The following is a 22,060-nucleotide window of genomic DNA, read 5'->3' as shown; positions in this document are numbered from 1 at the left end:
TACTTCTAGCGTCTTTCTTATTTAGTATTGTTTGATAAGCTCTTTGATTAGCAATCTCACAAATGGTTCTGCTTTTTCTGCGGCTTTTAAAACCTCGGCATGGTTCACTTCTTCAATGTTTTCTTCATCACCCATATCGGTAATTACCGACAATCCAAACGTTTCCAATTCCATGTGGCGTGCTACAATAACTTCTGGCACCGTTGACATACCCACACAATCAGCTCCAATATTTTTCACCATTCTGTATTCTGACAACGTCTCAAAAGTTGGTCCTTGTAATCCCATATAAATCCCATCTTGAACGGTAATTCCATTTTCCAAAGCTATTTCTTTAGCCTTTGCTATCATCGCACGGCTGTATGGCTCACTCATGTTAACAAATCGCGGTCCAAAACGCTCGTCATTTTTTCCACGAAGTGGATGTTCGGGCATCATGTTGATATGATCGGTAATTAAAACGATTGACCCTACTTTATAATTTGGATTTACACCACCAGAGGCATTAGACACAACCAATTTAGTAACTCCAAGATATTTCATTACACGTACAGGAAAAGTTACTTGCTTCATATCATATCCTTCATAAAAATGGAAACGCCCTTGCATAGCTACCACTTTTTTACTACCAATAGTTCCAAAAACCAATGCTCCTTTATGTCCTTGAACGGTAGAAACTGGAAAATTTGGAATTTCATTGTAAGGCAACGTAAATTCAACTTGAATATCCTGTGTAAAACTTCCTAAACCTGACCCTAAAATCACCCCATATTCTGGCGTAAATCCCGTTTTTTCTTTGATGTAATTAACCGTTTCTTGTACTTGTTCCCACATAATTTAAAATTGTTTTGTCAAAATTATCTCCATTAGAAAGGAACTTACTTTTTATGGGTAAATAATAAAGTGAGTCCAAATCTTGATCTTTCAACCGCACATAATCCTTTTCGGTAGTGATAATTAACTTTTTGTTTGCTTTGTTTTTTATTTGTTTGATATCGTTTTCTGTAAAATGATGATGATCAGGATAAACCATTTTTTCATTTTTTTCAGCCTGCAAATATGCAAAAAAGGGTTCGGGTTTTGCTATTCCAGCCAAAAGTAATTTATCAAGAGTACTAATTTCTACAACCGATTTACTATCATTTTGAGTATACACCTTATCATCATAATCAATACAACTAAAATAAATAGGCATTTCTAAACCAAGGCTCTTTTTGACATTTTGCTGTGCAATTTCCGATAAATCTTTCGGACATTTTGTGATAATTATCACATCGGCTCTTTTGGCACCATTGCTACTTTCGCGAAGAGTGCCCGTAGGAAGCAACAAATCAGTACAAAACAAATCATCATAAGCCGAAAGCAAAATGTAAAAACCTGCTTTTACTTTTCGGTGTTGAAATGCATCGTCTAATAAAATAACCTCAGGTTGAATAGGTAAAGACAACAATCGTTCAATACCGTTTTTCCGATGGGCATCAACAGCCACTTGAATCGTTGGAAATTTTTGATGCATTTGAAACGGTTCATCTCCCAGAACATCAGCATTTGAAGTTGCATCGGCCAAAACAAACCCCTTCGATTTTCGTTTGTAACCTCTACTCAAAGTAGCAATTTTATAATTTGGCGAAAGCAACCGAATTAAATATTCTATTTGTGGTGTCTTTCCGGTTCCGCCAACACTCAAATTTCCGACAGCAATAACTGGAACGTCAAAAGAATACGATTTTAAAATTCCATTATCATACAAGAAATTTCTAATAGAAGTTATCCATCCATATAAAATGGAAAAAGGAAAAAGTAAATACCTTAAAATAATCATAGTACGAAAGTAACATTTTTTTATCTTTGGATGGAAATAAATTTGAAAAATGAAATTTAGTGTACAACTCTTAATTGCTTTTCTGTGCTGCTTTTCTATGGCTCATGCTCAAGAAAATAAAGATGCTGCAATACTCAAATTTTTATTGAGTAAATACTATCAAAATGAAAAAGTAATCGTCAAAAATCGATTGCAATTCTTGAGCCTTTATTGTAACAAAGCCCCTAATAATGAAGAAACTTTAGAGGTTATCAATAAAAGTCCGTTGTTACAACAAAATGCAACCGAAATCAAAAAACAAATCAACAACCCATCCAACGAAGATTGGTCGAAAGAATACAACGCTATTTTTAACAATCAAAATCAGTATTTAAAAAGCAAAGTCAATGCCTGTCTATCACTAGATGAGTTTCATAAAGTATCTAAACGGTTTAATGACAACAACCAACGACTAATGATTGTGAGCAAACCCATGTATTTTGGCCAAAAATATTGCTTAGTAAAGGTGGCTTTTTATCGAAATATCGAACACAACTCAGGCAGTTATTTTTTGTTTGAAAATATAAACGGTGAATGGATCGTCAAAGAAACGTTGAACGAATGGACCACCTAATTTTTATAGAATAAAATCACATGAAAATAAAAGAAATACTTTCAATTCTAGAAGAAATGGCACCTTTGGCCTATGCCGAAGATTTTGATAATGTGGGACTATTAGTGGGCAATCCAGATAATGAAACCACAGGCGTTTTGGTATGCCACGATGCTCTAGAAAATGTAATTGATGAAGCCATTGCCAAAAATTGCAATTTAGTAGTATGCTTTCATCCTATTCTTTTCTCTGGATTGAAAAAAATTACGGGTAAAAATTATGTAGAACGTTCTGTTTTAAAAGCCATTAAAAGCGACATCGCTATTTATGCCGTTCATACTGCTTTAGACAATCATAAAAATGGAGTCAACAAAATTTTCTGTGATGCATTGGGATTGGTTAAAACCAAAGTTCTAATTCCCAAGACCAACTTCATTCAAAAATTAGTGACGTACACGATACCTGAAAATGTAGAGCAAGTTCGTAAGGCACTGTTTGATGCTGGTGCTGGTAAAATTGGTAATTATGAAGATTGTAGTTTTAATTCACAAGGCATGGGAACCTATATGGGAAATGAAAATAGCAATCCCGAAATTGGCGAACGATTTGAATTTGTTGAAGCACCCGAAATTAAAATAGAAGTAACATTTGAAAAACATTTACAAAGTAAAATCCTAAAAGCGTTGTTTACTAATCATGTTTACGAGGAAATTGCCTACGAAATTTACGATTTACAAAACACCCATCAAAACATCGGTTTGGGAATGATTGGCGAACTCGAAAACCCAATGCCAGAAAGCGAATTTATGGCTTTTGTTAAAGACAAAATGCAATGTGGTGGTATTCGGCACTCTACATTCACAGGAAAAAAGATACACAAGGTTGCCGTATTGGGCGGTTCAGGTAGTTTTGCAATTAAAAATGCGATTCAAGCTGGAGCAGATGTTTTTTTAACCGCCGATTTGAAATACCACAACTTTTATGAGGCTGAAAATCAGTTAGTTTTAGCTGATATCGGACACTTTGAAAGTGAAAGATATACAAAAAATTATATTGTTGATTTTCTTAAAGAAAAAATTACTAATTTTGCACCTAATTTGTCGCAAGACAGAATTGTTTTATCAGAAGAAAATACAAATCCAGTTAAGTACTTATAAAATATGGCTACTACAAAAGAATTGAGCGTTGAAGAAAAATTAAGAGCGCTTTACGATTTACAGATTATCGACACCAGAATTGACGAAATTAGAAATGTAAGAGGCGAATTGCCTTTAGAAGTGGAAGATCTTGAAGATGAAGTAGCTGGTTTGACTACTCGTTTGGAAAAATTACAATCCGATTTAGTACTAATTGAAGACAGCATCAAAGCTAAAAAAGTAGCTATTGAAGATCATTCCTCTGCGATTAAAAAATATACCGAACAACAAAAAGACGTTCGTAACAATAGAGAATTCAATGCGTTAACTAAAGAAGTAGAATTCCAAGAATTGGAAATTCAATTGGCTGAAAAGCAAATTAAAGAAATGAAAGCTTCTATTGAACACAAAAAAGAAGTAATCTCTAATTCTAAAGAGCGTTTAGAACAAAAAACGACACACTTAAAACATAAAAAAGCCGAATTGAACGACATTATGGCTGAAACTCAAAAAGAAGAAAGTTTCTTAATTGAGAAATCTGCCGAGTATGAAGGACAAATCGAAGATCGATTGTTAGCCGCATACAAAAGAATTCGTTCTAGCGTAAGAAATGGTTTGGCTGTTGTATCTATCGAACGTGGTGCTTCTGCTGGTTCATTCTTTACTATTCCGCCTCAAACACAAGTTGAAATCGCTTCTAGAAAAAAAATCATCACCGATGAACATTCAGGAAGAATTTTAGTGGATGCTTCTCTTGCTGAAGAAGAAAGAGAAAAAATGGAAAAATTATTCGCAAAAATGTAATACTCTGAATCCCGATTATGTCGGGATTTTTTTTATGCAAAAAATCATTCAAACTATACTAGCCAAAATTATCGGATTATACATCAACACTTTAAGTTATGTATATCCTCAAAAAGCCTATGCTTTAGCGTACACCTTTTTTAGCAATCCACGAAAAGGAAAACTCAACCCAAGGGAGTTGCCTAAAATCTTACTCAAAGCCGAACAAAAAAAACATTCGTTCAACGAACACACGTTTCACACCTATACTTGGAAAGGAAATGACGAAATTATTTTATTGGTTCACGGTTGGGAAAGCAATGCAGCACGTTGGAAAAAACTAGTCAACCGATTAAAAAAAACAGGTAAAACCATCATTGCAATCGACGGTCCAGCGCACGGATTAAGTAGTGGTAAGGAATTTAATGTTCCAACCTATGCGGAATTCATTGACCAAGCCGTTCAAAAATTCAATCCCAAAATTGTAATCGGACATTCCATTGGCGGTAATGCCCTAGCCTATTTCCAGGCGCATTACAGTCATAGTTTTGAGAAAATGATACTCATTGGAGCGCCATCCGATTTTGACGTAATTCTACATAATTTTGTCAAAATTTTAAGTCTAAACCAGCGAGTACACCAATCCTTAATCGAGTATCCCAAAGCCCGATTTAACATAACCATTCAAGATTTTTCGGCTTCCAAATTCCTAAAAAACACCACCATTGAAGGCATTATCGCACACGATATTGAAGACGATGTAGTGCTTTATGAAGAAGGAACCAAAATTGCTAATTCCTGGAAAACAGCCGAGTTTATTACCACAAAAGGCCTCGGACACAGCATGCACGGCGAATATTTATACCAAAGCATTGCGAGTTTTATAGAAGCGTAATCGCTCGGGACGTATCTACAAACCCTATTCCTGCCATCCGCTAAATCCCAATAAATTGAGATACCGCTGCTGTCAGGGCTAGATAGTAATGGTCTTGAATACAAAATAAAATTCCTAAGAAGCTTCAAAATTCAAAATTCCATGTTGAATGTTCAACATGGAATTTTGAATTTTGAACTAATCAAATCTACTTTCTCTATTTATATATAATAGTAGCTTATTCGTAATTCAAAATTAGTATTTTTGCGCTATGGAAGAAAACCTAACGCGCATCAACAAATTTTTATCCGAAACCGGATTCTGCTCTCGTCGTGAAGCGGATAAACTCATCGAACAAGGTCGAGTAACCATCAACGGTGTCGTTCCTGAAATGGGTACCAAAATTGCACCCAATGATGAAGTGCGGGTTGATGGCAAAATTGTACGCGAAAGCACTAAAAAACGAGTGTATCTGGCCTTTAACAAACCACCCGGAATTGAATGTACCACCAATCTTGACGTGCGTGATAATATTGTAGATTACATCAATTATCCCGAACGTATTTTTCCAATAGGCCGGCTTGATAAAGCCAGTGAAGGACTCATCTTTATGACCAACGATGGTGATATTGTAAACAAAATTCTTCGTGCGCGAAATAATCACGAAAAAGAATATATTGTAACCGTAAACCGACCAATCACCGACCGTTTTATTGAGCGTATGGCCAACGGAATTCCCATCTTAGAAACCGTTACACGAAAATGCAAAGTTGAACAAGTCAGTAAATATGTGTTTAGAATCATTTTAACACAGGGATTAAACCGACAAATCCGTAGAATGTGTGAATACTTAGATTTTGAAGTAACCGCCTTAAAAAGAACCCGAATCATCAACATTTCACTTGATGTTCCATTGGGACGCTACCGCGAATTGACCGATGCCGAAATCAACCAACTCAACCAGCTGATTGAGCCTTCTAGCAAAACTGAAGAAGCGAGTTTACCTAAAGTAACACCCAAAATAGCGCCTACTTTTAGAAAAGATTTTAGAAAACGATAACCTAAAAAAAATCCCGATTGACATCGGGATTTTTCTTTATTTACTTAAGTACATTTTTCGTCTGGAATACAGTTCATAAAACTGATCGTCTTTCAAATCGTCTATAAACAATATACTTTCACCTGTTGACTTCATTTCGGGTCCGAGTGCTTTGTTAACATCTTTAAATTTGCTGAAAGAGAAAACCGGTTGTTTTATAGCATAGCCTTTCAATTGCGGATTGAAAGTAAAATCGGTTACTTTGTTTTTACCCAACATCACTTTGGTCGCATAATTCACATACGGTTCGCCATAAGCTTTAGCAATAAATGGAACCGTTCTAGAAGCACGTGGATTGGCTTCAATGATGTAAACAATATCGTCTTTAATCGCAAATTGAATGTTGATTAAACCAACGGTTTGCAAAGCAAGAGCTATTTTTTTGGTATGATCTTTAATTTGTTGCATTACAAATTCACCCAAATTAAATGGCGGCAAAGTAGCATTAGAATCACCTGAATGAATTCCACACGGTTCTATATGCTCCATAATTCCGATGATGTACACGTTTTCACCATCACAAATGGCATCGGCTTCAGCTTCAATAGCGCCATCCAAATAATGATCCAATAGTAATTTATTTCCTGGAATCGATTTCAATAAATCAATAACATGTTCTTCCAGTTCTTGTTTGTTGATGACAATTTTCATTCCTTGTCCGCCCAAAACATAAGAAGGACGCACCAATAATGGGAAATCTAAAACATCTGCTAAAGCACTCGCTTCATCGGCGCTTTCAGCAATTCCGAACTTCGGAAATGGAATTTTTAAATCGGTTAATAATTCGGAGAAACGACCTCTATCTTCCGCTAAATCCAAAGCATCAAATGAAGTTCCTAATATTTTGATTCCGTATTTAGATAATTTTTCGGCTAATTTCAAAGCGGTTTGTCCACCCAATTGTACAATGACACCTTCGGGTTTCTCATGACGAATGATATCGTAAATATGTTCCCAAAAAACAGGTTCAAAATACAATTTATCAGCGGTATCAAAATCAGTAGAAACCGTTTCTGGATTACAGTTGATCATGATGGTTTCATAACCGGATTCTTTGGCTGCTAAAACTCCGTGAACACACGAATAATCAAACTCAATTCCTTGACCGATTCTATTGGGTCCTGAACCCAAAACCACTACTTTCTTCCTTTCTGTTACCACACTTTCATTGTGTACGTAGCGTTCCCCAGTAGCTGTTTGGATTTCTGCTTCGAATGTCGAGTAATAATAAGGCGTTTGCGCTTTAAATTCGGCGGCACACGTATCCACCAATTTATAAACACGCTTGATGTTCATGTCGTCACGCAATTTATACACCTGACTTTCTAAACAACCCAACATGTGCGCAATTTGTCGGTCGCCATAGCCTTTTTGCTTGGCTTCCAACAACAATTCTTTTGGTAAATTATCTAACTTATAGGTTGAAATTTCTTTTTCTAACGAATACAATTCCTCGTATTGCTTCAAAAACCACATGTCAATTTTGGTAATTTCGTGAATTCTGCTTAACGGAATTCCCATCGCAATAGCATCGTATATTACAAAAACGCGATCCCAACTGGCATATGTTAGTTTTTCAATAATTTGTTCGTAGTTTTTATAGCCTTTTCCGTCTGCTCCTAGCCCATTACGTTTAATTTCAAGCGATTGAGTAGCTTTGTGAAGCGCTTCTTGAAACGAACGGCCAATTCCCATCACTTCACCAACCGATTTCATTTGAAGTCCTAAGGTTCTATCGGCACCTTCAAATTTATCGAAATTCCAACGTGGTATTTTTACGATTACATAATCCAAAGTTGGTTCGAATAACGCCGAAGTCGATTTGGTAATTTGGTTTTGCAGTTCATCTAAGTGATACCCTAAAGCAAGTTTTGACGCAATTTTTGCAATCGGATAACCCGTTGCTTTTGAAGCTAACGCCGAGGAACGAGAAACTCTCGGATTAATTTCAATCGCTACTATATCTTCTTTTTCATCGGGTGAAACGGCAAATTGCACGTTACAACCACCTGCAAAATTACCGATAGAGCGCATCATTAAAATGGCCATATCACGCATTTTTTGGAAAGTCGTATCCGATAAGGTCATCGCTGGAGCCACTGTGATGGAATCTCCGGTATGAATTCCCATTGGATCCATATTTTCGATAGAACAGATGATAACTACGTTGTCGTTTTTATCACGTAAAAGTTCCAATTCGTATTCTTTCCAACCCAATAAAGCTTTATCAATTAAGACTTCATGAATGGGTGACATTTCTAAACCATAGGTTAGTTTTTCGTCAAATTCTTCTTTGCTGTGTACAAAAGCAGCTCCGGTTCCGCCCAACGTAAACGAAGGACGAATCACTAATGGAAAACCAAATTCTTGAGCAATTTCTTTTCCTTTTAAGAACGAAGTTGCCGTTTTGGCTGGTGCTGCAGGAACCCCTATTTTTTCTAATAATTGTTTGAATTGTTCCCGGTCTTCGGTAATGTTAATGGCATTAACATCGACACCAATCATACGCACATTAAAATCTTCCCAAATGCCTTTTTCGTCGGCTTCTAAACACAAATTTAAAGCCGTTTGTCCGCCCATAGTTGGCAACACAGCATCAATTTGTGGATGTTCTTTTAGAATTTGAATGATGGATTTGGTCGTTAATGGCAATAAATAAACGTGATCCGCCATAGATGGATCGGTCATGATGGTTGCTGGATTGGAATTAATTAAGATGACTTCAATTCCTTCTTCACGAATGGATCGTGCTGATTGTGAACCAGCATAATCAAATTCACAGGCTTGCCCGATTACAATTGGACCTGAGCCTATAATTAAAACCGATTTAATGGAGTTGTCTTTTGGCATTGTAGTTAGTGTGTAAGTTGTGTATTATTAGTTGTGTGTTGTTTCTTTCAGTTCAATATTCAAAATTCGTTGTTCATCTGTTCAACATTCATTTTAAAGATTGAATAACGAATATTGAATTTTGAAGTTCTTCCCAATATATTTTCAATTTCTTAATTCCTTGTTCATCTGTTCAACATTCAATTTAAAGATTGAATAACGATTAACGAATGTTGAATTTTTGAAGTTCAGACCTAGCCCTGATTGTAGTGAAAATCCTTTTTAATTTTTCTTTAAAATTAAAAAGATTGTAACGGAAAGCAGGAAATAGCTTCTAAAACTTATCAAATTTTATAAACAGGTTTAAAAAAAAGCCGCTACTAATAAAAGTAACGGCTTGATATTGATTAGAAACTAATCATTATTTTTTGTGTCTTGGTTCGCAAGAAACAGTCAATTTATGTCTTCCTTTAGCTCTACGACGCGCAAGGACTTTTCTTCCATTTGCAGAAGCCATTCTGTCCATAAATCCGTGTTTATTTCTTCTTTTTCTTTTCGATGGTTGAAACGTTCTTTTGCTCATTGCTTTTTATCTTTAAATCGTATAATAATCGTTTTGTAGGTCTTTTTAAAACCGAGTGCAAATATACAAAGGTTTTTATTACTTGCAAGTAGTTTTTTAAAAATATTTTAAAAACCTTTTATTACCTTTGCAACCTAAATTTTTATTATTATGTTTCACAGAAATATCAAGCTTGTCATTGCAGCATTAATCTTGGCTACAGCCGTATGGCAATTTACCGAAAGTAATATAGGAAATGGGATTTTCCTGATTCTTTTGACATTAATTCCAATTTTCTTATATTTTAGAAATGAATTTATATTGTTAGCTTTTTTACAATTGCGTAAGCAAAATTTCCCTGGAGCAAAAGCTTGGCTGGATAAAATCAAAAATCCAGAAACGGCTTTAGTTCAAAAACAACAAGGATATTACAACTACTTAAACGGGATTATGCTTTCGCAAACTAATTTGATTCAAGCAGAAAAATACTTTAAAAAAGCAATCGAATTGGGATTGAATATGGATATGGATTTGGCGGTTGCCAAATTAAATCTTGCTGGTGTTGCTTTATCACGCAGAAGAAAACTAGAAGCTACCAACTTAATTGCTGAAGTTAAAAAGTTAGACAAACAAGGAATGCTTGCCGATCAGATAAAAATGATGAAAGAGCAAATGAAGAAAATCTAAGAAAGTTAGAAGTACGAACTTAAAAGTACAAAATATAAAAAAAGGCTTTAGAGATTATCTAAAGCCTTTTTCATTTAATATCCTGACGTTGGAATTTCAATCAAATATTTCTTTTTAGTGGTGTTGACCAATTTCTTATCCCTCAACCACGGATTGTGAATTTTTAATATCTTATAGTTAATCCCTTGCGCTTTGGCAAAACTAGCTAAATCGGTAATGGTGCTATCTACTTCTATAGTTTTAGTGGGAATATTTTCATACAACTCCTCTTTCGAAACATCAAACCCATACAAATTTGGGTGTTGCATGATTTCTTTCAAAGCTAAAATTCTAAAAACATAACGCGAAGTTTCGTCGGTTAAGGCTAAATCGTAGTAATCATTTACTTTTTGTTCGGTGATTTTGGTATTAACACCATTCATTCCGCCGTTGTAAGAGGCTGCTGCTAAGGTCCAGTTTCCAAATTTTTGCTTGGCGGCTACTAAGTATTTACAAGCCGCTTCGGTAGATTTTTGAAGGTGATACCGCTCGTCGACAATGTCATTAACTTCCATCCCTTTTTCTTTCGCAGTATCGGGCATAAATTGCCATACTCCTTTAGCTCCTGACGCCGAAACTGCATTTAACAAAGCGCTCTCTATCACTGCTAAATATTTAAAATCATCTGGCACGCCGTATTGCTTTAGGATTGGCTCTATAATTGGAAATGCTCTATTAGCACGCTTCATGATTAAAATTGTAGACGAGTGCAAATTGGCATTGACCAATAATTCTCTATCAAAACGCTCTCTTACATCAGCGATATTTAAAGGCGCTTTTTCACCTGCAAAATCAACTACTGAAGGAAAATATTGAGCTGTTCCTTCGTGCAGAAGTTTTTTCTTAGCATCACCTGATAGCGCAAACATAAATAAGCCACTTGCAAAAACAACAATCGAGATTACTCCGAAAACTTGAATCTTTTTCATTTTCAATACTTTTTATTATGCTACAAAACTACAAAAATCGCGCCGAAAAACTATGGTTTATCTTCTAAAATGATTTTTGGCAAATGTTGATTGAACCAACGAAAACGATTCAAAATCATCATGTGTGTACCGCCTTTAACATTGACAAACTCTTTAATGTATTTGACTGGAAAAACTTCATCAGCATCGCCATGAATATGAATAACGTTGGGATCAATCTGGACTCTTTCCCAACAAATTACTTGCTCGATTGCCCAGTCTAAATACTCTTTATTACGCATGTGTAAAAATTGCTCATACAACTTTAATCTTTGCTTCATTACGTCGCCAAAAGCATATTTTACTAGCTTTTCAACATCTTGAAGCAACCCTGTTGGCACTAATTTATACGCTTTTGTTGTCTTGGCAATCTTCATTCTTCGTGGTAATTCTTTATTCGACTTAACGCTAGAAACAATGATTAATTTTCTCAAGTTTAAAAATTGCGCCATTTCCTGAACCAAGATGCCACCAAAAGAAACGCCTACTAAAACGGCATTATCGTGTGTCACTTTTTGAGCCATTCGTTGGGCATAACTTTGCAGCGATTCTTGTTTTTCGGGCATAAACCATTCTAAAAGATGGATTTCAAACGTCTCTTTTGGCAGGTCAATTCGTTCAAAAATAGAAGCACTAGCGGCCAATCCTGGCATAAAATAAACTGAAATCTTACTCATAATTTTAACGTATTTCGATGGCATTATCCATTATTTATTCCGAAATTTGCATAAAATTAATTTATTTATTCCACTTGATTATGAACCCAGCGTTAATTTTAGAAAAAATGGAGATTAAAGACAATACATTTGCTAGACAATTTGAGACTTTAGTTGATGGAAAGTTAGTTTCTCTTGAATATTCTTTCCAAGAAAAGAAAATTTTTCTAACCCGAATCAACGTTCCAGATGGCTTTAACGATGAAGAATTTATAAATGATTTGTTGAAAAACATTATGGAAATCGCTTACGAACGCAAATTAAAAGTCGTTCCGATTTTACCAAAAATTGCTTTATTCTTCAGAAAAAACACAACGTATAGAGATTTATTACCTCCTGGAATAAAGATCTAACACTGAGACAAATAAAAAATCCCAAATTCTTTTTTAATTAGGAATTTGGGATTTTTTATTTATTTTTATGCAATGAATATTGAAGAACTAAACCAAAATATCGTTGCCTTTTTTGAAACTATCGAAAAATATTACGGCTGTAAAACCGAAATTACAGAAGGATTGTTTGCCGATTATGGTGATTTGGATGCCAATTTAACCACCTGGAATTTATCCCAATTTGATTTAATTCGATCAGCTTACAGAACTAATGGCGGTCGCTTTATGTTTGAAGGACAAACCATGTACTACGAAATTTCAGGCGAACGCATAATCGATTTCAAACAACCCGGACGCCATAAATTTGAATTCGTCGAACAATACAGTGAATCTGTTTTTAGAATCACCAAAATCGAATTTCACTCTATTTACTAGGCTTCCACATTTACACCCGAGCCTGCAGAGCGAACTGGCGAAGCAAATTCCATTCGAACACTACCGTCTTCATCGATGCGAGTCAAATTGATTTCGTGTAATGTATTGACCAATTCTGGATTCCACGGTGTTTTTACTTTGACATAATTTTCTGTAAATCCGTGAATGTAACCTTCTTTATTTTCGCTTTCAAAAAGTACCGTTCTATTACTTCCAATTTGACTTTCATAGAAGGCACGACGCTTTTTAACCGATAATCCGCGTAGCATTTTACTTCTTTTAGAACGCACATTCATTGGAACGACATCAGTCATTGCGGCCGCCTCAGTATTGTCTCTTTCAGAATACGTAAAAACATGTAAATAGGAAATATCCAATTCGTTTAAGAAATTATAGGTCTCTAGAAAATGCTCATCCGTTTCACCCGGAAACCCCACAATCACATCCACACCAATACAAGCATGCGGCATTACTTTGCGAATATTTGCCACTCGATCAGTGTAAACTTCACGTTGGTAACGGCGTTTCATTTTACCCAGAATCTCGTTGCTTCCCGATTGTAGTGGGATATGAAAATGTGGTACAAAAGTGCGACTTTGAGAGACAAATTCTATCGTTTCATTTTTTAACAAATTAGGTTCGATGGATGAAATTCGCAAACGTTCGATACCTTCTACACCATCCAAAGCTTTTACCAAATCGAGAAAGGTATGTTCATGTTTTTTATTTCCGAATTCGCCTTTGCCATAATCCCCGATATTAACCCCTGTTAGCACAATTTCTTTGATGCCTTGTTTGGAGATTTCGTACGCATTTTTCAATACATTTTCCAACGCATCACTTCTTGAGATACCACGCGCTAATGGAATGGTACAATACGTACATTTATAATCGCAACCGTCTTGCACTTTGAGGAACGCACGAGTTCTATCGCCTATAGAATAGCTTCCTACATAGAAATCGGCTTCTTCAATTTCGCACGAATGCACTTCGCCCATATCGTTTTTGGACAAATCATTAATATAATCGGTGATTTTAAATTTCTCGGTAGCGCCCAAAACCAAATCAACGCCATCAACAGCCGCTAATTCTTCGGGTTTTAATTGTGCATAACAACCAACTGCAGCAACAAAAGCTTTGTCGTTGAGTTTCATTGCTTTTTTAACAATTTGCTTGAATTGCTTATCGGCATTATCGGTAACCGAACACGTGTTAATGACATAAATATCAGCGATTTCTTCAAAATCTACGCGATCAAAGCCTTCGTTTTGAAAATCTCTAGCAATAGTGGATGTTTCTGAGAAGTTTAGTTTACATCCGAGCGTATAGAACGCCACTTTCTTTTTGTTTTCCATAAATAACCTCAATCAATGAAATCGTTGTCAAAAAATTGAGTGTGCAAAGATAGGAAAATTTGAAAATGTAACAATTTGAAAATGTACTATCTTACAAACTAATTCTCAAATTGTTACATTTTCAAATCAAAACTATTCTTTTCTAAACTTTTTAGTTTCTTCAAATACGTGTTCTAAAATTTTAGCATCTTCTTCCGTAAATGCAACATTACGGCGTGCCATCACAATTTTAGCCGTTTGAAAAGCTTTATTAGTCATATACGTTGTAAATCCGGAAGCACCTCCCCATGAAAAACTGGGTACAAAATTGCGCGGAAAACCAGCACCGAAAATATTGGCTGAAACACCCACAACAGTACCTGTATTAAACATAGTATTGATGCCACACTTACTATGATCGCCCATCATTAATCCGCAGAATTGCAAGCCTGTTTTGGCGAAATTCTCGGTTTCATAGCTCCATAACTTCACTTCTTCGTAGTTGTTTTTCAAATTGGAATTGTTGCTATCAGCACCAATATTACACCATTCACCAAGGACTGAATTTCCTAAAAATCCGTCATGCCCTTTGTTAGAATAGCCAAACAAAACCGAGTTACTCACTTCACCACCAATAACAGAATGTGGTCCAACGGTCGTGGCACCATAGACTTTGGAAGCCAACTTCACGCGACCTGATTCGCACAAAGCAAAGGGTCCACGAATGACCGAACCTTCCATTATTTCGGTATTTTTACCGATGTAAATGGGTCCAGTTGAAGCGTTTAACGTTACAAATTCGAGCCTTGCACCTTCTTCAATAAATATATTTTCGGGTGCCATCACGTTGACTGATTTCGGAATAGCTTCTGAAGTTCTACCTTCCGTAATCAATTCGAAATCTTCTCGTAAAGCGGCGTCATTTTTGGCAAAAATATCCCAAGTATGTTCAACAGTTAGGCAATCTTGACTGTATTCTATAATTTCGTAAGAATCAAAATCCACTTCGTCTTGGGTATCGTTGGTATAAAAAGCAATCACTTCATCACCTTTGAAAATAGCTTGGTTTTTTTCAAGATTTTTCACCATTTCAGACAAAACGTCATTAGGCAAAAAAGAAGCATTAATTAAAATATTAGCTTCCAACTCGACCATTGGGTACTTTTCAGAAAGATATTCTTCCGTCAAGGTAGTAGTGGTATATCCTAAATATTTTTCCCATTTTTCACGAATGGTTAAAATTCCGACACGGATTTCAGCGACAGGTCTTGTAAATGTAAAAGGCAAAAGTGCATTACGGACAGTTCCGTCAAAAAGTATATAGTTCATTGTAAAAGATTCAAAGTTAAAAGCATTTTAGCACTAAGGCATCAAAGTTACAAAAGTTTAGTTCATAAAAAAACCTCCCAAAAAATTGGAAGGTCTTAATAAAATTTGAACACTTAAAACTATTATTTTCCGTGTTTAGCGTATTTAGTTTTGAATTTATCAATACGTCCTGCAGTATCGATAAGTTTAGATTTACCTGTGTAAAATGGGTGAGATGTTCTAGAAATCTCCATTTTGAAAACTGGATATTCAACTCCTTCGTGAGTAATAGTTTCTTTAGTTTCTACTGTAGATTTAGTGATAAAAACATCTTCATTTGACATGTCTTTAAAAGCAACTAATCTGTAATTTTCTGGGTGAATTCCTTGTTTCATTGTGTAAATCTTTTATTTGTTATGAAGTAATTTGTTGCGAAGCTTTTAATATAAAAGGTATCAACTCATTACAACTTTTAATTATTGTTTTTAATTTGAGTGTGCAAAAATACAACTATTTTTTAATTATCAAACCTTTAATGAACTTTTTTTAATTGAATTATATATTCTTCCGTAATAATGGAATTACTATATTTGTAGATTAATTTTAACGTGTAATAAGTATGGAAAACACTACATCTCCAGCTAAATCTGGTTTACTTTATGGAATCCTTTTTGGCGCAATTATGATACTAGAGTTTGTTTTAGGCTATGTAATGGATATTGATCCTACAACAAATAAAGGATATGGTATAGCAATAAATGTATTAAATTATCTTATTTTGCCCTTTGCGTTTATCTTTCTTGGATGCACTAATTACAAAATGAAAATAAACTCTGGCTTCATTTCATTTGGGAATTGCCTAAAAATAGGTGTTTCCATTTGCATAATTGCTGGATTATCTTTCGCCTTATTTTCGGCAGCTTTTAACATGATTCTCCCAGAATATATGGAAGGAATTTACAGAAAAGTTGAAATAATGATGAGTCAGACTAATCCTGAAGTCACTGCCGAACAAGCTAAAATGGGAATTGACATGATGAAAAAATTCTCAAGCCCTGCTTTTGCAATCCCTATTACATTGGTTATGTTTGCCTTTATTGGATTAATCCATTCTTTAATTGTAGGTGCCATTGTAAAAAAAGATCCTAATCAAAGCTTTTAATCTTAATGAATTTATCCATAATTATCCCATTATTAAACGAACAAGAATCGTTACCTGAATTGCATGCTTGGATTCAAAAAGTAATGAACGCTAACAATTATTCGTATGAAGTTATCTTTATTGATGATGGAAGTACCGACAACTCGTGGCAAACGATTGAAGATCTTTCTGTAAAAGACACCAATGTAAAAGGTATTAAATTTTTAAGAAATTTTGGTAAATCGCAAGCACTACATGCCGGTTTTGCTAAGGCTCAAGGTGATGTAATTATCACTATGGATGCTGACTTACAAGACAGTCCAGATGAAATTCCAGAGTTATATACCATGGTTACTACTGGCGGTTTTGATTTGGTTTCGGGTTGGAAAAAGAAGCGTTATGACCATGTTGTGACTAAAAACCTTCCTTCCAAATTATTCAATTGGGCGGCCCGAAAAACATCTGGCGTTTACCTGAATGATTTTAATTGTGGATTGAAAGCTTACAAAAAAGTAGTGATTAAAAACATTGAAGTATCAGGTGAAATGCACCGTTATATTCCAGTTTTAGCAAAAAATGCTGGCTTCAGTAAAATTGGTGAAAAAGTAGTACAACACCAGGCACGAAAATATGGTGAATCTAAATTTGGAATGAACCGTTTCATCAATGGATTCCTTGATTTGATCACCATTTGGTTTTTGTCGCGATACGGCAAACGTCCGATGCATCTTTTTGGTTTGTTAGGCGTAATCATGTTTTTAATTGGTTTTATTTCTACTTTTTTTATTATTGGAATTAAATTATTCAAATTGTTTGCCTTACACGAACCAACCATTTTAGTAGCCCAAAATCCATTATTTTATATCGCCTTAACTTCGATGATTATTGGTTCACAATTGTTTCTTGCCGGGTTTTTAGGCGAAATTATTCTTCGCACCAAAAACAATGAAGAACGGTATAAAATTGCGACTGAAGTAAATTTATAAGAGCCTATTCTGCACTATTTTGCAAATCAAAATACAAGTACAATGCATATCGAACAAAACATTTTAGACAAAGTAAACGAATGGTTAACGCCTACGTTTGACAACGATACACAAGAAGCTATCAAAAAATTAATGACTTCTTCAGTTAAAGAACTGGAAGAAAGTTTTTATAAAAATTTAGAATTCGGAACTGGCGGAATGCGCGGTGTTATGGGTGTTGGCACCAATAGAATCAACAAGTATACACTTGGAAAAAACACACAAGGTTTGTCAGATTATATGAAGAAATCGTTTCCTGGTGAGCAGCTTAAAGTAGCCATCGCCTACGATTGCCGTCACAACAGTAACACCTTGGCAAAAGTTGTTGCTGATGTATTTTCTGCTAATGGAATTCACGTGTATTTGTTTTCAGATATGCGCCCAACTCCCGAATTATCTTTTGCTTTAAAATATTTGAATTGCCATGCCGGAATTGTGTTAACGGCTTCGCACAATCCACCAGAATACAACGGTTACAAAGTATATTGGCAAGATGGTGGGCAATTAGTGCCACCTCAAGATGGCGAGATTATCGAGTTAATTGAGGCCTTGAATTATAGTGCCATCAAATTTGAAACTAACGAAAATTTAATCGAATATATTGACACTGCTATTGATGAAGCTTTTGCAAAATCAACAGTTGAAAATTGTAGTTTTAATACGCCTATTGCGGCAAAAGAAAATTTAAAAATCGTATACACCTCTTTGCACGGAACTTCCATCAAAGCTATTCCGGGTGTTTTAGCAAAAGCAGGTTATACCGATGTGAATATCGTTCCAGAGCAAGAAGTTCCCAATGGTGATTTCCCAACGGTAAAATCTCCAAACCCTGAAGAACCCGAAGCTTTAACTATGGCGTTGGAATTGGCAGATAAAATTGGTGGTGATATTGTTATTGGAACCGACCCAGATTCGGATCGACTGGGTGTTGCCGTTCGCAATACCGATGGCAAAATGATGTTGCTTAATGGCAATCAAACCATGGTTATCATGACAGCTTTCTTATTAGAACAATGGAAACGTGAAGGAAAAATTACAGGTAAAGAGTTTATTGGTTCGACTATAGTGTCTACACCAATGATGTTGGAGCTAGCTTCTGGCTATAATGTTGAATGCAAAGTGGGCTTGACGGGTTTCAAATGGATTGCCAAATTCATCAAAGATTTTCCAGAATTGAAATTCATCGGTGGTGGTGAAGAAAGTTTCGGATTTATGGTTGGCGATGCCGTTCGTGATAAAGATGCCGTTGGAGCTTGCCTATTAGTATGTGAAATTGCTGCTCAAGCCAAAGCTGCTGGCAGTTCATTATATAAAGAACTGTTAAATTTATACGTTGATTTTGGTTTTTATAAAGAACATTTAATTTCGTTAACCAAAAAAGGAATTTCTGGTTTGCAAGAAATCAATCAAATGATGATTGATTTGCGTGATAATCCGGTTTCAGAAATTGATGGTCAACGCGTGGTTTGTATAGAAGATTATGACAATTCAACTTCAAAAAATATGTTTACTGGAGAAATTGAATCCATTTCAATACCGAAATCAAACGTATTGATTTATTATTTAGAAGATGGTTCTAAAATTTGTGCACGACCAAGTGGCACCGAACCAAAAATTAAATTCTACTTCAGCGTTAATGCTCCTTTAGATAAAGCGGAAAACGCTACAGCGGTTGAAAAACAACTAGATCAAAAAATTAAAAATATTATTACTGCAATGCAGTTGAACTAATGGACGATAATATCAAAAAAATACTGCCGTTTGTAAAACCATATAAATCAAACGTGGCATGGAATATCTTTTATAATATTCTATATGCACTTTTTAGCACCTTGTCTTTTGTGGCTTTAATTCCAATGATGGATGTGCTTTTTGATACGGCAAAAAAAGTGACCGAAATACCTGAGTATACTGGCATTATGAACATTGCCAAATTCGGAAAAGAATATCTTTATTATTATATTTCTGAATTGTCTAAAAACAATACGCCACAATATGCTCTAATTTTAGTAGTAGGATTGGTAATTGTAACGTTTCTTTTCAAAAATATTTTTAATTATCTGGCGCAAAACCACTTAATGATTTTGAAAAATGGAGTACTCAAAGATTTGAGAAACACCATGTTCAACAAAATCATCGGATTGCCAATTTCCTATTATTCTGAAAAAAGAAAAGGCGACATCATGGCCAGAATGCTAGGAGATGTTGGTGAAATTCAAAATTCCTTTTTTTCTATTTTAGAATTAATTGTAAAAGAACCTATGACTATACTTTTCACGATAATTATGATGTTTTACATAAGTGTGAAACTAACCATATTCGTTTTTATATTCATTCCAATTTCGGGTTATATCATTTCTAAAATTGGAAAATCGTTAAAGTCAAAATCAGAACGAATTCAATACGAAGGTGGTTATCTTATTTCGGTTGTAGAAGAAACGTTATCCGGACTAAAAGTCGTAAAAAGCTATAACGCCGAAGACAGTTTCAAAAAGAAATTTGGCGATTCAGTTTTAAGATTATTAAACCTTTCTAACAGTATTGGACGAAAAAACAATTTAGCCTCACCGATGAGCGAGTTTATGGGAATTATTGTCATTGCTGTATTACTTTGGTATGGTGGAAATATGGTTTTGGTTGACAAACTCCCAAATGGAAAAGCCATTTTGGAAGGTTCACAATTTCTTGCTTATATGGGATTAGCCTATAACATTTTAACGCCAGCAAAATCCATTTCGAAAGCAACATATGGTGTAAAAAGCGGTATGGCCGCAGCGCAACGTGTTTTTGAAGTATTAGAAGTAGAAAATGCAATAACAGACAAGCCAGATGCTATTGTTAAAACGTCATTTGATCAAAAAATCAGTATTGAAAACATCAATTTCAAATATGAAGACGAATATGTTTTAAAGAATTTTTCTTTGGATGTCCCTAAAGGTAAAACGGTGGCTTTGGTGGGTCAATCAGGTAGTGGAAAAAGTACGATTGCTAATTTATTGACGCGTTTTTACGATGTTCACGAAGGCAGCATCAACATAGATGGAGTCAACATCAAAGACATGACCATGACTTCCTTACGCCATCTGCTTGGTTTGGTCACTCAAGATTCTATTCTTTTTAACGACACCATCAAAAACAATATCTTAATTGGTAAACCTACTGCAAGCGATGAAGAAATCATCGAAGCCCTAAAAGTAGCCAATGCTTACGAATTTGTAAAAGATCTACCAAACGGAATTAACACCAATATTGGTGATGCTGGAAACAAACTTTCGGGCGGTCAAAAACAACGATTGAACATTGCCAGAGCGGTTTTGAAAAATCCACCCATCATGATTTTGGACGAAGCGACGTCTGCTCTGGATACCGAAAGTGAAAAATTTGTACAGGTTGCTTTAGAAAACATGATGCAAAATAGAACTTCTATTGTAATTGCACACCGTCTTTCTACCATCCAAAAAGCAGATAAAATTGTGGTAATGAACAAAGGTCAAATTGTAGAACAAGGCACACACGACGAACTTTTGACTTTGAACGGCAATTATTCTAAATTGGTGATGATGCAAAGTTTCGAATAAATGTATATTCACAATCCCAATATCACGCTTCCCGAAAATTCAGATACGATTGTTTGGAAGTATTTGGACTTGTCGAAATTTTTGGATTTACTGATTTCGAGAAAACTCTTCCTGTCGCGTTCTGATAAATTTGAAGATCAATACGAAGGCACGTTTAGTGAACCTACTTATGAAGAAATCAAAAAATTATCGGTCAATAATCCCGAATTCTTAGCCTTTTACAAATCACATCGTGAAAAAGTAGTAGTAAGCAGTTGGCACATCAACGAATATGAGTCGTTTGCCATGTGGCAAATTTTCACACAAAACAGTGAGGGATTGGCCATTCAATCAACCATCGGACGTTTGCAAAAAGCGTTGGAAGTGGAAAAAGAGTTTAAACAATACATCGGTGAGGTGAACTACATCGATTATAAAAAAGAATACATTCCGTTTGACGATATGTTTTTCCCATTTTTATTCAAACGAAAAAGCTTTCAGTATGAACGCGAAGTTCGAATTCTAGCAGACTTATCCGAACACGAAATCAAAATTAACGACGGATTGAAAATTGATGTCGACATTAATCAATTGATCGAAAAAATTTACATTCATCCCAAATCGGAAAACTGGTATAAAAAGCTGGTCATCGAATTGGTTTCTAAACTCGGATTTGATTTTGAAATTGAAAAATCAGATTTAGAAAGTGATATCTTAATCTAAATAATTGCAATTCAGTAAGTTTTAACATTTAGTTAATACTTTATTAAGTAACTTTACCAAAGTAATCAATTTTATTTAATTTCTATAAAATGGTAAAT

22 protein-coding genes are annotated in these 22,060 nt (G+C 35.1%); 13 read left to right on the top strand and 9 right to left on the bottom strand.

Translation table 11 applies throughout. The features are described from left to right. Nucleotides 1–21: 21 nt before the first annotated feature. Together ACODSI_RS03475 and lpxK are read right to left on the bottom strand one after the other, a co-directional pair. Entirely contained in the window at nt 22–834 is an 813-nt protein-coding gene (locus ACODSI_RS03475) for a purine-nucleoside phosphorylase (protein WP_488915456.1), read from the bottom strand. Next, the gene (lpxK, locus tag ACODSI_RS03470) at nt 806–1,822 is read right to left on the bottom strand and encodes a tetraacyldisaccharide 4'-kinase (protein WP_488915455.1); all 1,017 of its coding nucleotides are present in this window, start codon (nt 1,820–1,822) and stop codon (nt 806–808) included. The genes ACODSI_RS03475 and lpxK overlap by 29 nt, the downstream gene beginning before the upstream one ends. A 49-nt stretch (nt 1,823–1,871) precedes the next feature. On the opposite strand from lpxK, the gene ACODSI_RS03465 reads away from it, so the two are divergent. The 5 genes from ACODSI_RS03465 to rluF all read left to right on the top strand — a co-directional run bounded on the left by ACODSI_RS03465 (nt 1,872) and on the right by rluF (nt 6,267). Next, nucleotides 1,872–2,435, top strand: a complete 564-nt coding sequence (locus ACODSI_RS03465; protein ID WP_488915454.1) for a hypothetical protein — start codon at nt 1,872–1,874, stop codon at nt 2,433–2,435. Nucleotides 2,436–2,455: 20 nt separating this feature from the next. Then, nucleotides 2,456–3,571, top strand: coding sequence for a Nif3-like dinuclear metal center hexameric protein (locus tag ACODSI_RS03460; protein ID WP_488915453.1), 1,116 nt, complete (start codon nt 2,456–2,458; stop codon nt 3,569–3,571). Nucleotides 3,572–3,574: 3 nt separating this feature from the next. Then, nucleotides 3,575–4,354, top strand: a complete 780-nt coding sequence (locus ACODSI_RS03455) for a zinc ribbon domain-containing protein (RefSeq protein ID WP_488915452.1) — start codon at nt 3,575–3,577, stop codon at nt 4,352–4,354. A gap of 34 nt (nt 4,355–4,388) precedes the next feature. Continuing rightward, entirely contained in the window at nt 4,389–5,228 is an 840-nt protein-coding gene (locus ACODSI_RS03450; RefSeq protein ID WP_488915451.1) for an alpha/beta hydrolase, read from the top strand. Nucleotides 5,229–5,478: 250 nt separating this feature from the next. Continuing rightward, nucleotides 5,479–6,267, top strand: coding sequence for a 23S rRNA pseudouridine(2604) synthase RluF (gene rluF / locus ACODSI_RS03445; protein WP_488915450.1), 789 nt, complete (start codon nt 5,479–5,481; stop codon nt 6,265–6,267). 36 nt (nt 6,268–6,303) lie between these two features. On the opposite strand, the gene carB is transcribed toward rluF, so the two are convergent. Both carB and rpmH read right to left on the bottom strand, forming a co-directional pair. Continuing rightward, nucleotides 6,304–9,156 (bottom strand): carbamoyl-phosphate synthase large subunit, encoded by a 2,853-nt coding sequence (gene carB / locus ACODSI_RS03440; RefSeq protein ID WP_488915449.1) that lies wholly within the window; start codon nt 9,154–9,156, stop codon nt 6,304–6,306. A 400-nt stretch (nt 9,157–9,556) separates the two neighbouring features. Beyond that, the gene (rpmH, locus tag ACODSI_RS03435; protein ID WP_007136275.1) at nt 9,557–9,718 is read right to left on the bottom strand and encodes a 50S ribosomal protein L34; all 162 of its coding nucleotides are present in this window, start codon (nt 9,716–9,718) and stop codon (nt 9,557–9,559) included. A gap of 150 nt (nt 9,719–9,868) precedes the next feature. Between rpmH and ACODSI_RS03430 the strand changes: the two genes are divergently transcribed. Next, a complete protein-coding gene (locus ACODSI_RS03430; protein WP_488915448.1) occupies nt 9,869–10,384 on the top strand; it encodes a DUF2892 domain-containing protein in 516 nt (171 codons plus the stop codon). Between the two features lie 74 nt (nt 10,385–10,458). Here ACODSI_RS03430 and ACODSI_RS03425 read toward each other — a convergent pair whose 3' ends face one another. Then, a complete protein-coding gene (locus ACODSI_RS03425; protein ID WP_488915447.1) occupies nt 10,459–11,352 on the bottom strand; it encodes a lytic transglycosylase domain-containing protein in 894 nt (297 codons plus the stop codon). Nucleotides 11,353–11,402: 50 nt separating this feature from the next. After that, entirely contained in the window at nt 11,403–12,068 is a 666-nt protein-coding gene (locus tag ACODSI_RS03420; protein WP_488915446.1) for an alpha/beta fold hydrolase, read from the bottom strand. Between the two features lie 107 nt (nt 12,069–12,175). Between ACODSI_RS03420 and ACODSI_RS03415 the strand changes: the two genes are divergently transcribed. Together ACODSI_RS03415 and ACODSI_RS03410 are read left to right on the top strand one after the other, a co-directional pair. After that, complete coding sequence (locus ACODSI_RS03415) at nt 12,176–12,460, top strand: GNAT family N-acetyltransferase (protein WP_488915620.1); 285 nt, start codon at nt 12,176–12,178, stop codon at nt 12,458–12,460. 72 nt (nt 12,461–12,532) lie between these two features. Beyond that, complete coding sequence (locus ACODSI_RS03410) at nt 12,533–12,874, top strand: hypothetical protein (RefSeq protein WP_488915445.1); 342 nt, start codon at nt 12,533–12,535, stop codon at nt 12,872–12,874. On the opposite strand, the gene mtaB is transcribed toward ACODSI_RS03410, so the two are convergent. The 3 genes from mtaB to ACODSI_RS03395 form a co-directional block, all read right to left on the bottom strand. Beyond that, a complete protein-coding gene (gene mtaB / locus ACODSI_RS03405) occupies nt 12,871–14,229 on the bottom strand; it encodes a tRNA (N(6)-L-threonylcarbamoyladenosine(37)-C(2))-methylthiotransferase MtaB (protein WP_488915444.1) in 1,359 nt (452 codons plus the stop codon). The genes ACODSI_RS03410 and mtaB overlap by 4 nt on opposite strands. A 132-nt stretch (nt 14,230–14,361) precedes the next feature. Then, nucleotides 14,362–15,537 (bottom strand): GlmU family protein, encoded by a 1,176-nt coding sequence (locus tag ACODSI_RS03400; RefSeq protein WP_488915443.1) that lies wholly within the window; start codon nt 15,535–15,537, stop codon nt 14,362–14,364. A gap of 122 nt (nt 15,538–15,659) precedes the next feature. After that, entirely contained in the window at nt 15,660–15,911 is a 252-nt protein-coding gene (locus ACODSI_RS03395; RefSeq protein ID WP_422720818.1) for a type B 50S ribosomal protein L31, read from the bottom strand. A gap of 224 nt (nt 15,912–16,135) precedes the next feature. Here ACODSI_RS03395 and ACODSI_RS03390 point away from each other — a divergent pair, with 224 nt between their 5' ends. The 5 genes from ACODSI_RS03390 to ACODSI_RS03370 are packed head-to-tail and all read left to right on the top strand — an operon-like array spanning nt 16,136 to nt 21,962. Further along, on the top strand, nt 16,136–16,678 hold the full coding sequence (locus ACODSI_RS03390) for a DUF4199 domain-containing protein (RefSeq protein ID WP_488915442.1): 543 nt from the start codon (nt 16,136–16,138) through the stop codon (nt 16,676–16,678). Nucleotides 16,679–16,683: 5 nt separating this feature from the next. Next, nucleotides 16,684–17,643: a glycosyltransferase family 2 protein gene (locus tag ACODSI_RS03385; protein ID WP_488915441.1), complete on the top strand. Its 960-nt coding sequence runs from the start codon at nt 16,684–16,686 to the stop codon at nt 17,641–17,643. Between the two features lie 42 nt (nt 17,644–17,685). Next, a complete protein-coding gene (locus tag ACODSI_RS03380; RefSeq protein WP_488915440.1) occupies nt 17,686–19,413 on the top strand; it encodes a phospho-sugar mutase in 1,728 nt (575 codons plus the stop codon). Further along, nucleotides 19,413–21,260, top strand: a complete 1,848-nt coding sequence (locus ACODSI_RS03375) for an ABC transporter ATP-binding protein (protein ID WP_488915439.1) — start codon at nt 19,413–19,415, stop codon at nt 21,258–21,260. The genes ACODSI_RS03380 and ACODSI_RS03375 overlap by 1 nt, the downstream gene beginning before the upstream one ends. Continuing rightward, nucleotides 21,261–21,962 (top strand): hypothetical protein, encoded by a 702-nt coding sequence (locus ACODSI_RS03370; RefSeq protein ID WP_488915438.1) that lies wholly within the window; start codon nt 21,261–21,263, stop codon nt 21,960–21,962. Nucleotides 21,963–22,060: the final 98 nt, after the last annotated feature.

Source organism: Flavobacterium sp. FG139, from assembly GCF_057809695.1.
The sequence above is the reverse complement of the archived record's forward strand: the minus strand, read 5'-3'. Positions and strand labels throughout refer to the sequence as shown.

Coding starts and splice junctions, on each gene's coding strand:
- ACODSI_RS03465 (WP_488915454.1), top strand. CDS start 1,872: ATGAAATTTAGTGTACAACTCTTAATTGCTTTTCTGTGCTGCTTTTCT.
- ACODSI_RS03400 (WP_488915443.1), bottom strand. CDS start 15,537: ATGAACTATATACTTTTTGACGGAACTGTCCGTAATGCACTTTTGCCT.
- rpmH (WP_007136275.1), bottom strand. CDS start 9,718: ATGAGCAAAAGAACGTTTCAACCATCGAAAAGAAAAAGAAGAAATAAA.
- rluF (WP_488915450.1), top strand. CDS start 5,479: ATGGAAGAAAACCTAACGCGCATCAACAAATTTTTATCCGAAACCGGA.
- lpxK (WP_488915455.1), bottom strand. CDS start 1,822: ATGATTATTTTAAGGTATTTACTTTTTCCTTTTTCCATTTTATATGGA.
- ACODSI_RS03385 (WP_488915441.1), top strand. CDS start 16,684: ATGAATTTATCCATAATTATCCCATTATTAAACGAACAAGAATCGTTA.
- carB (WP_488915449.1), bottom strand. CDS start 9,156: ATGCCAAAAGACAACTCCATTAAATCGGTTTTAATTATAGGCTCAGGT.
- ACODSI_RS03380 (WP_488915440.1), top strand. CDS start 17,686: ATGCATATCGAACAAAACATTTTAGACAAAGTAAACGAATGGTTAACG.
- ACODSI_RS03420 (WP_488915446.1), bottom strand. CDS start 12,068: ATGAGTAAGATTTCAGTTTATTTTATGCCAGGATTGGCCGCTAGTGCT.
- ACODSI_RS03370 (WP_488915438.1), top strand. CDS start 21,261: ATGTATATTCACAATCCCAATATCACGCTTCCCGAAAATTCAGATACG.
- ACODSI_RS03455 (WP_488915452.1), top strand. CDS start 3,575: ATGGCTACTACAAAAGAATTGAGCGTTGAAGAAAAATTAAGAGCGCTT.
- ACODSI_RS03395 (WP_422720818.1), bottom strand. CDS start 15,911: ATGAAACAAGGAATTCACCCAGAAAATTACAGATTAGTTGCTTTTAAA.
- ACODSI_RS03415 (WP_488915620.1), top strand. CDS start 12,176: ATGGAGATTAAAGACAATACATTTGCTAGACAATTTGAGACTTTAGTT.
- ACODSI_RS03425 (WP_488915447.1), bottom strand. CDS start 11,352: ATGAAAAAGATTCAAGTTTTCGGAGTAATCTCGATTGTTGTTTTTGCA.
- ACODSI_RS03450 (WP_488915451.1), top strand. CDS start 4,389: ATGCAAAAAATCATTCAAACTATACTAGCCAAAATTATCGGATTATAC.
- ACODSI_RS03410 (WP_488915445.1), top strand. CDS start 12,533: ATGAATATTGAAGAACTAAACCAAAATATCGTTGCCTTTTTTGAAACT.
- ACODSI_RS03375 (WP_488915439.1), top strand. CDS start 19,413: ATGGACGATAATATCAAAAAAATACTGCCGTTTGTAAAACCATATAAA.
- ACODSI_RS03475 (WP_488915456.1), bottom strand. CDS start 834: ATGTGGGAACAAGTACAAGAAACGGTTAATTACATCAAAGAAAAAACG.
- ACODSI_RS03430 (WP_488915448.1), top strand. CDS start 9,869: ATGTTTCACAGAAATATCAAGCTTGTCATTGCAGCATTAATCTTGGCT.
- ACODSI_RS03460 (WP_488915453.1), top strand. CDS start 2,456: ATGAAAATAAAAGAAATACTTTCAATTCTAGAAGAAATGGCACCTTTG.
- mtaB (WP_488915444.1), bottom strand. CDS start 14,229: ATGGAAAACAAAAAGAAAGTGGCGTTCTATACGCTCGGATGTAAACTA.
- ACODSI_RS03390 (WP_488915442.1), top strand. CDS start 16,136: ATGGAAAACACTACATCTCCAGCTAAATCTGGTTTACTTTATGGAATC.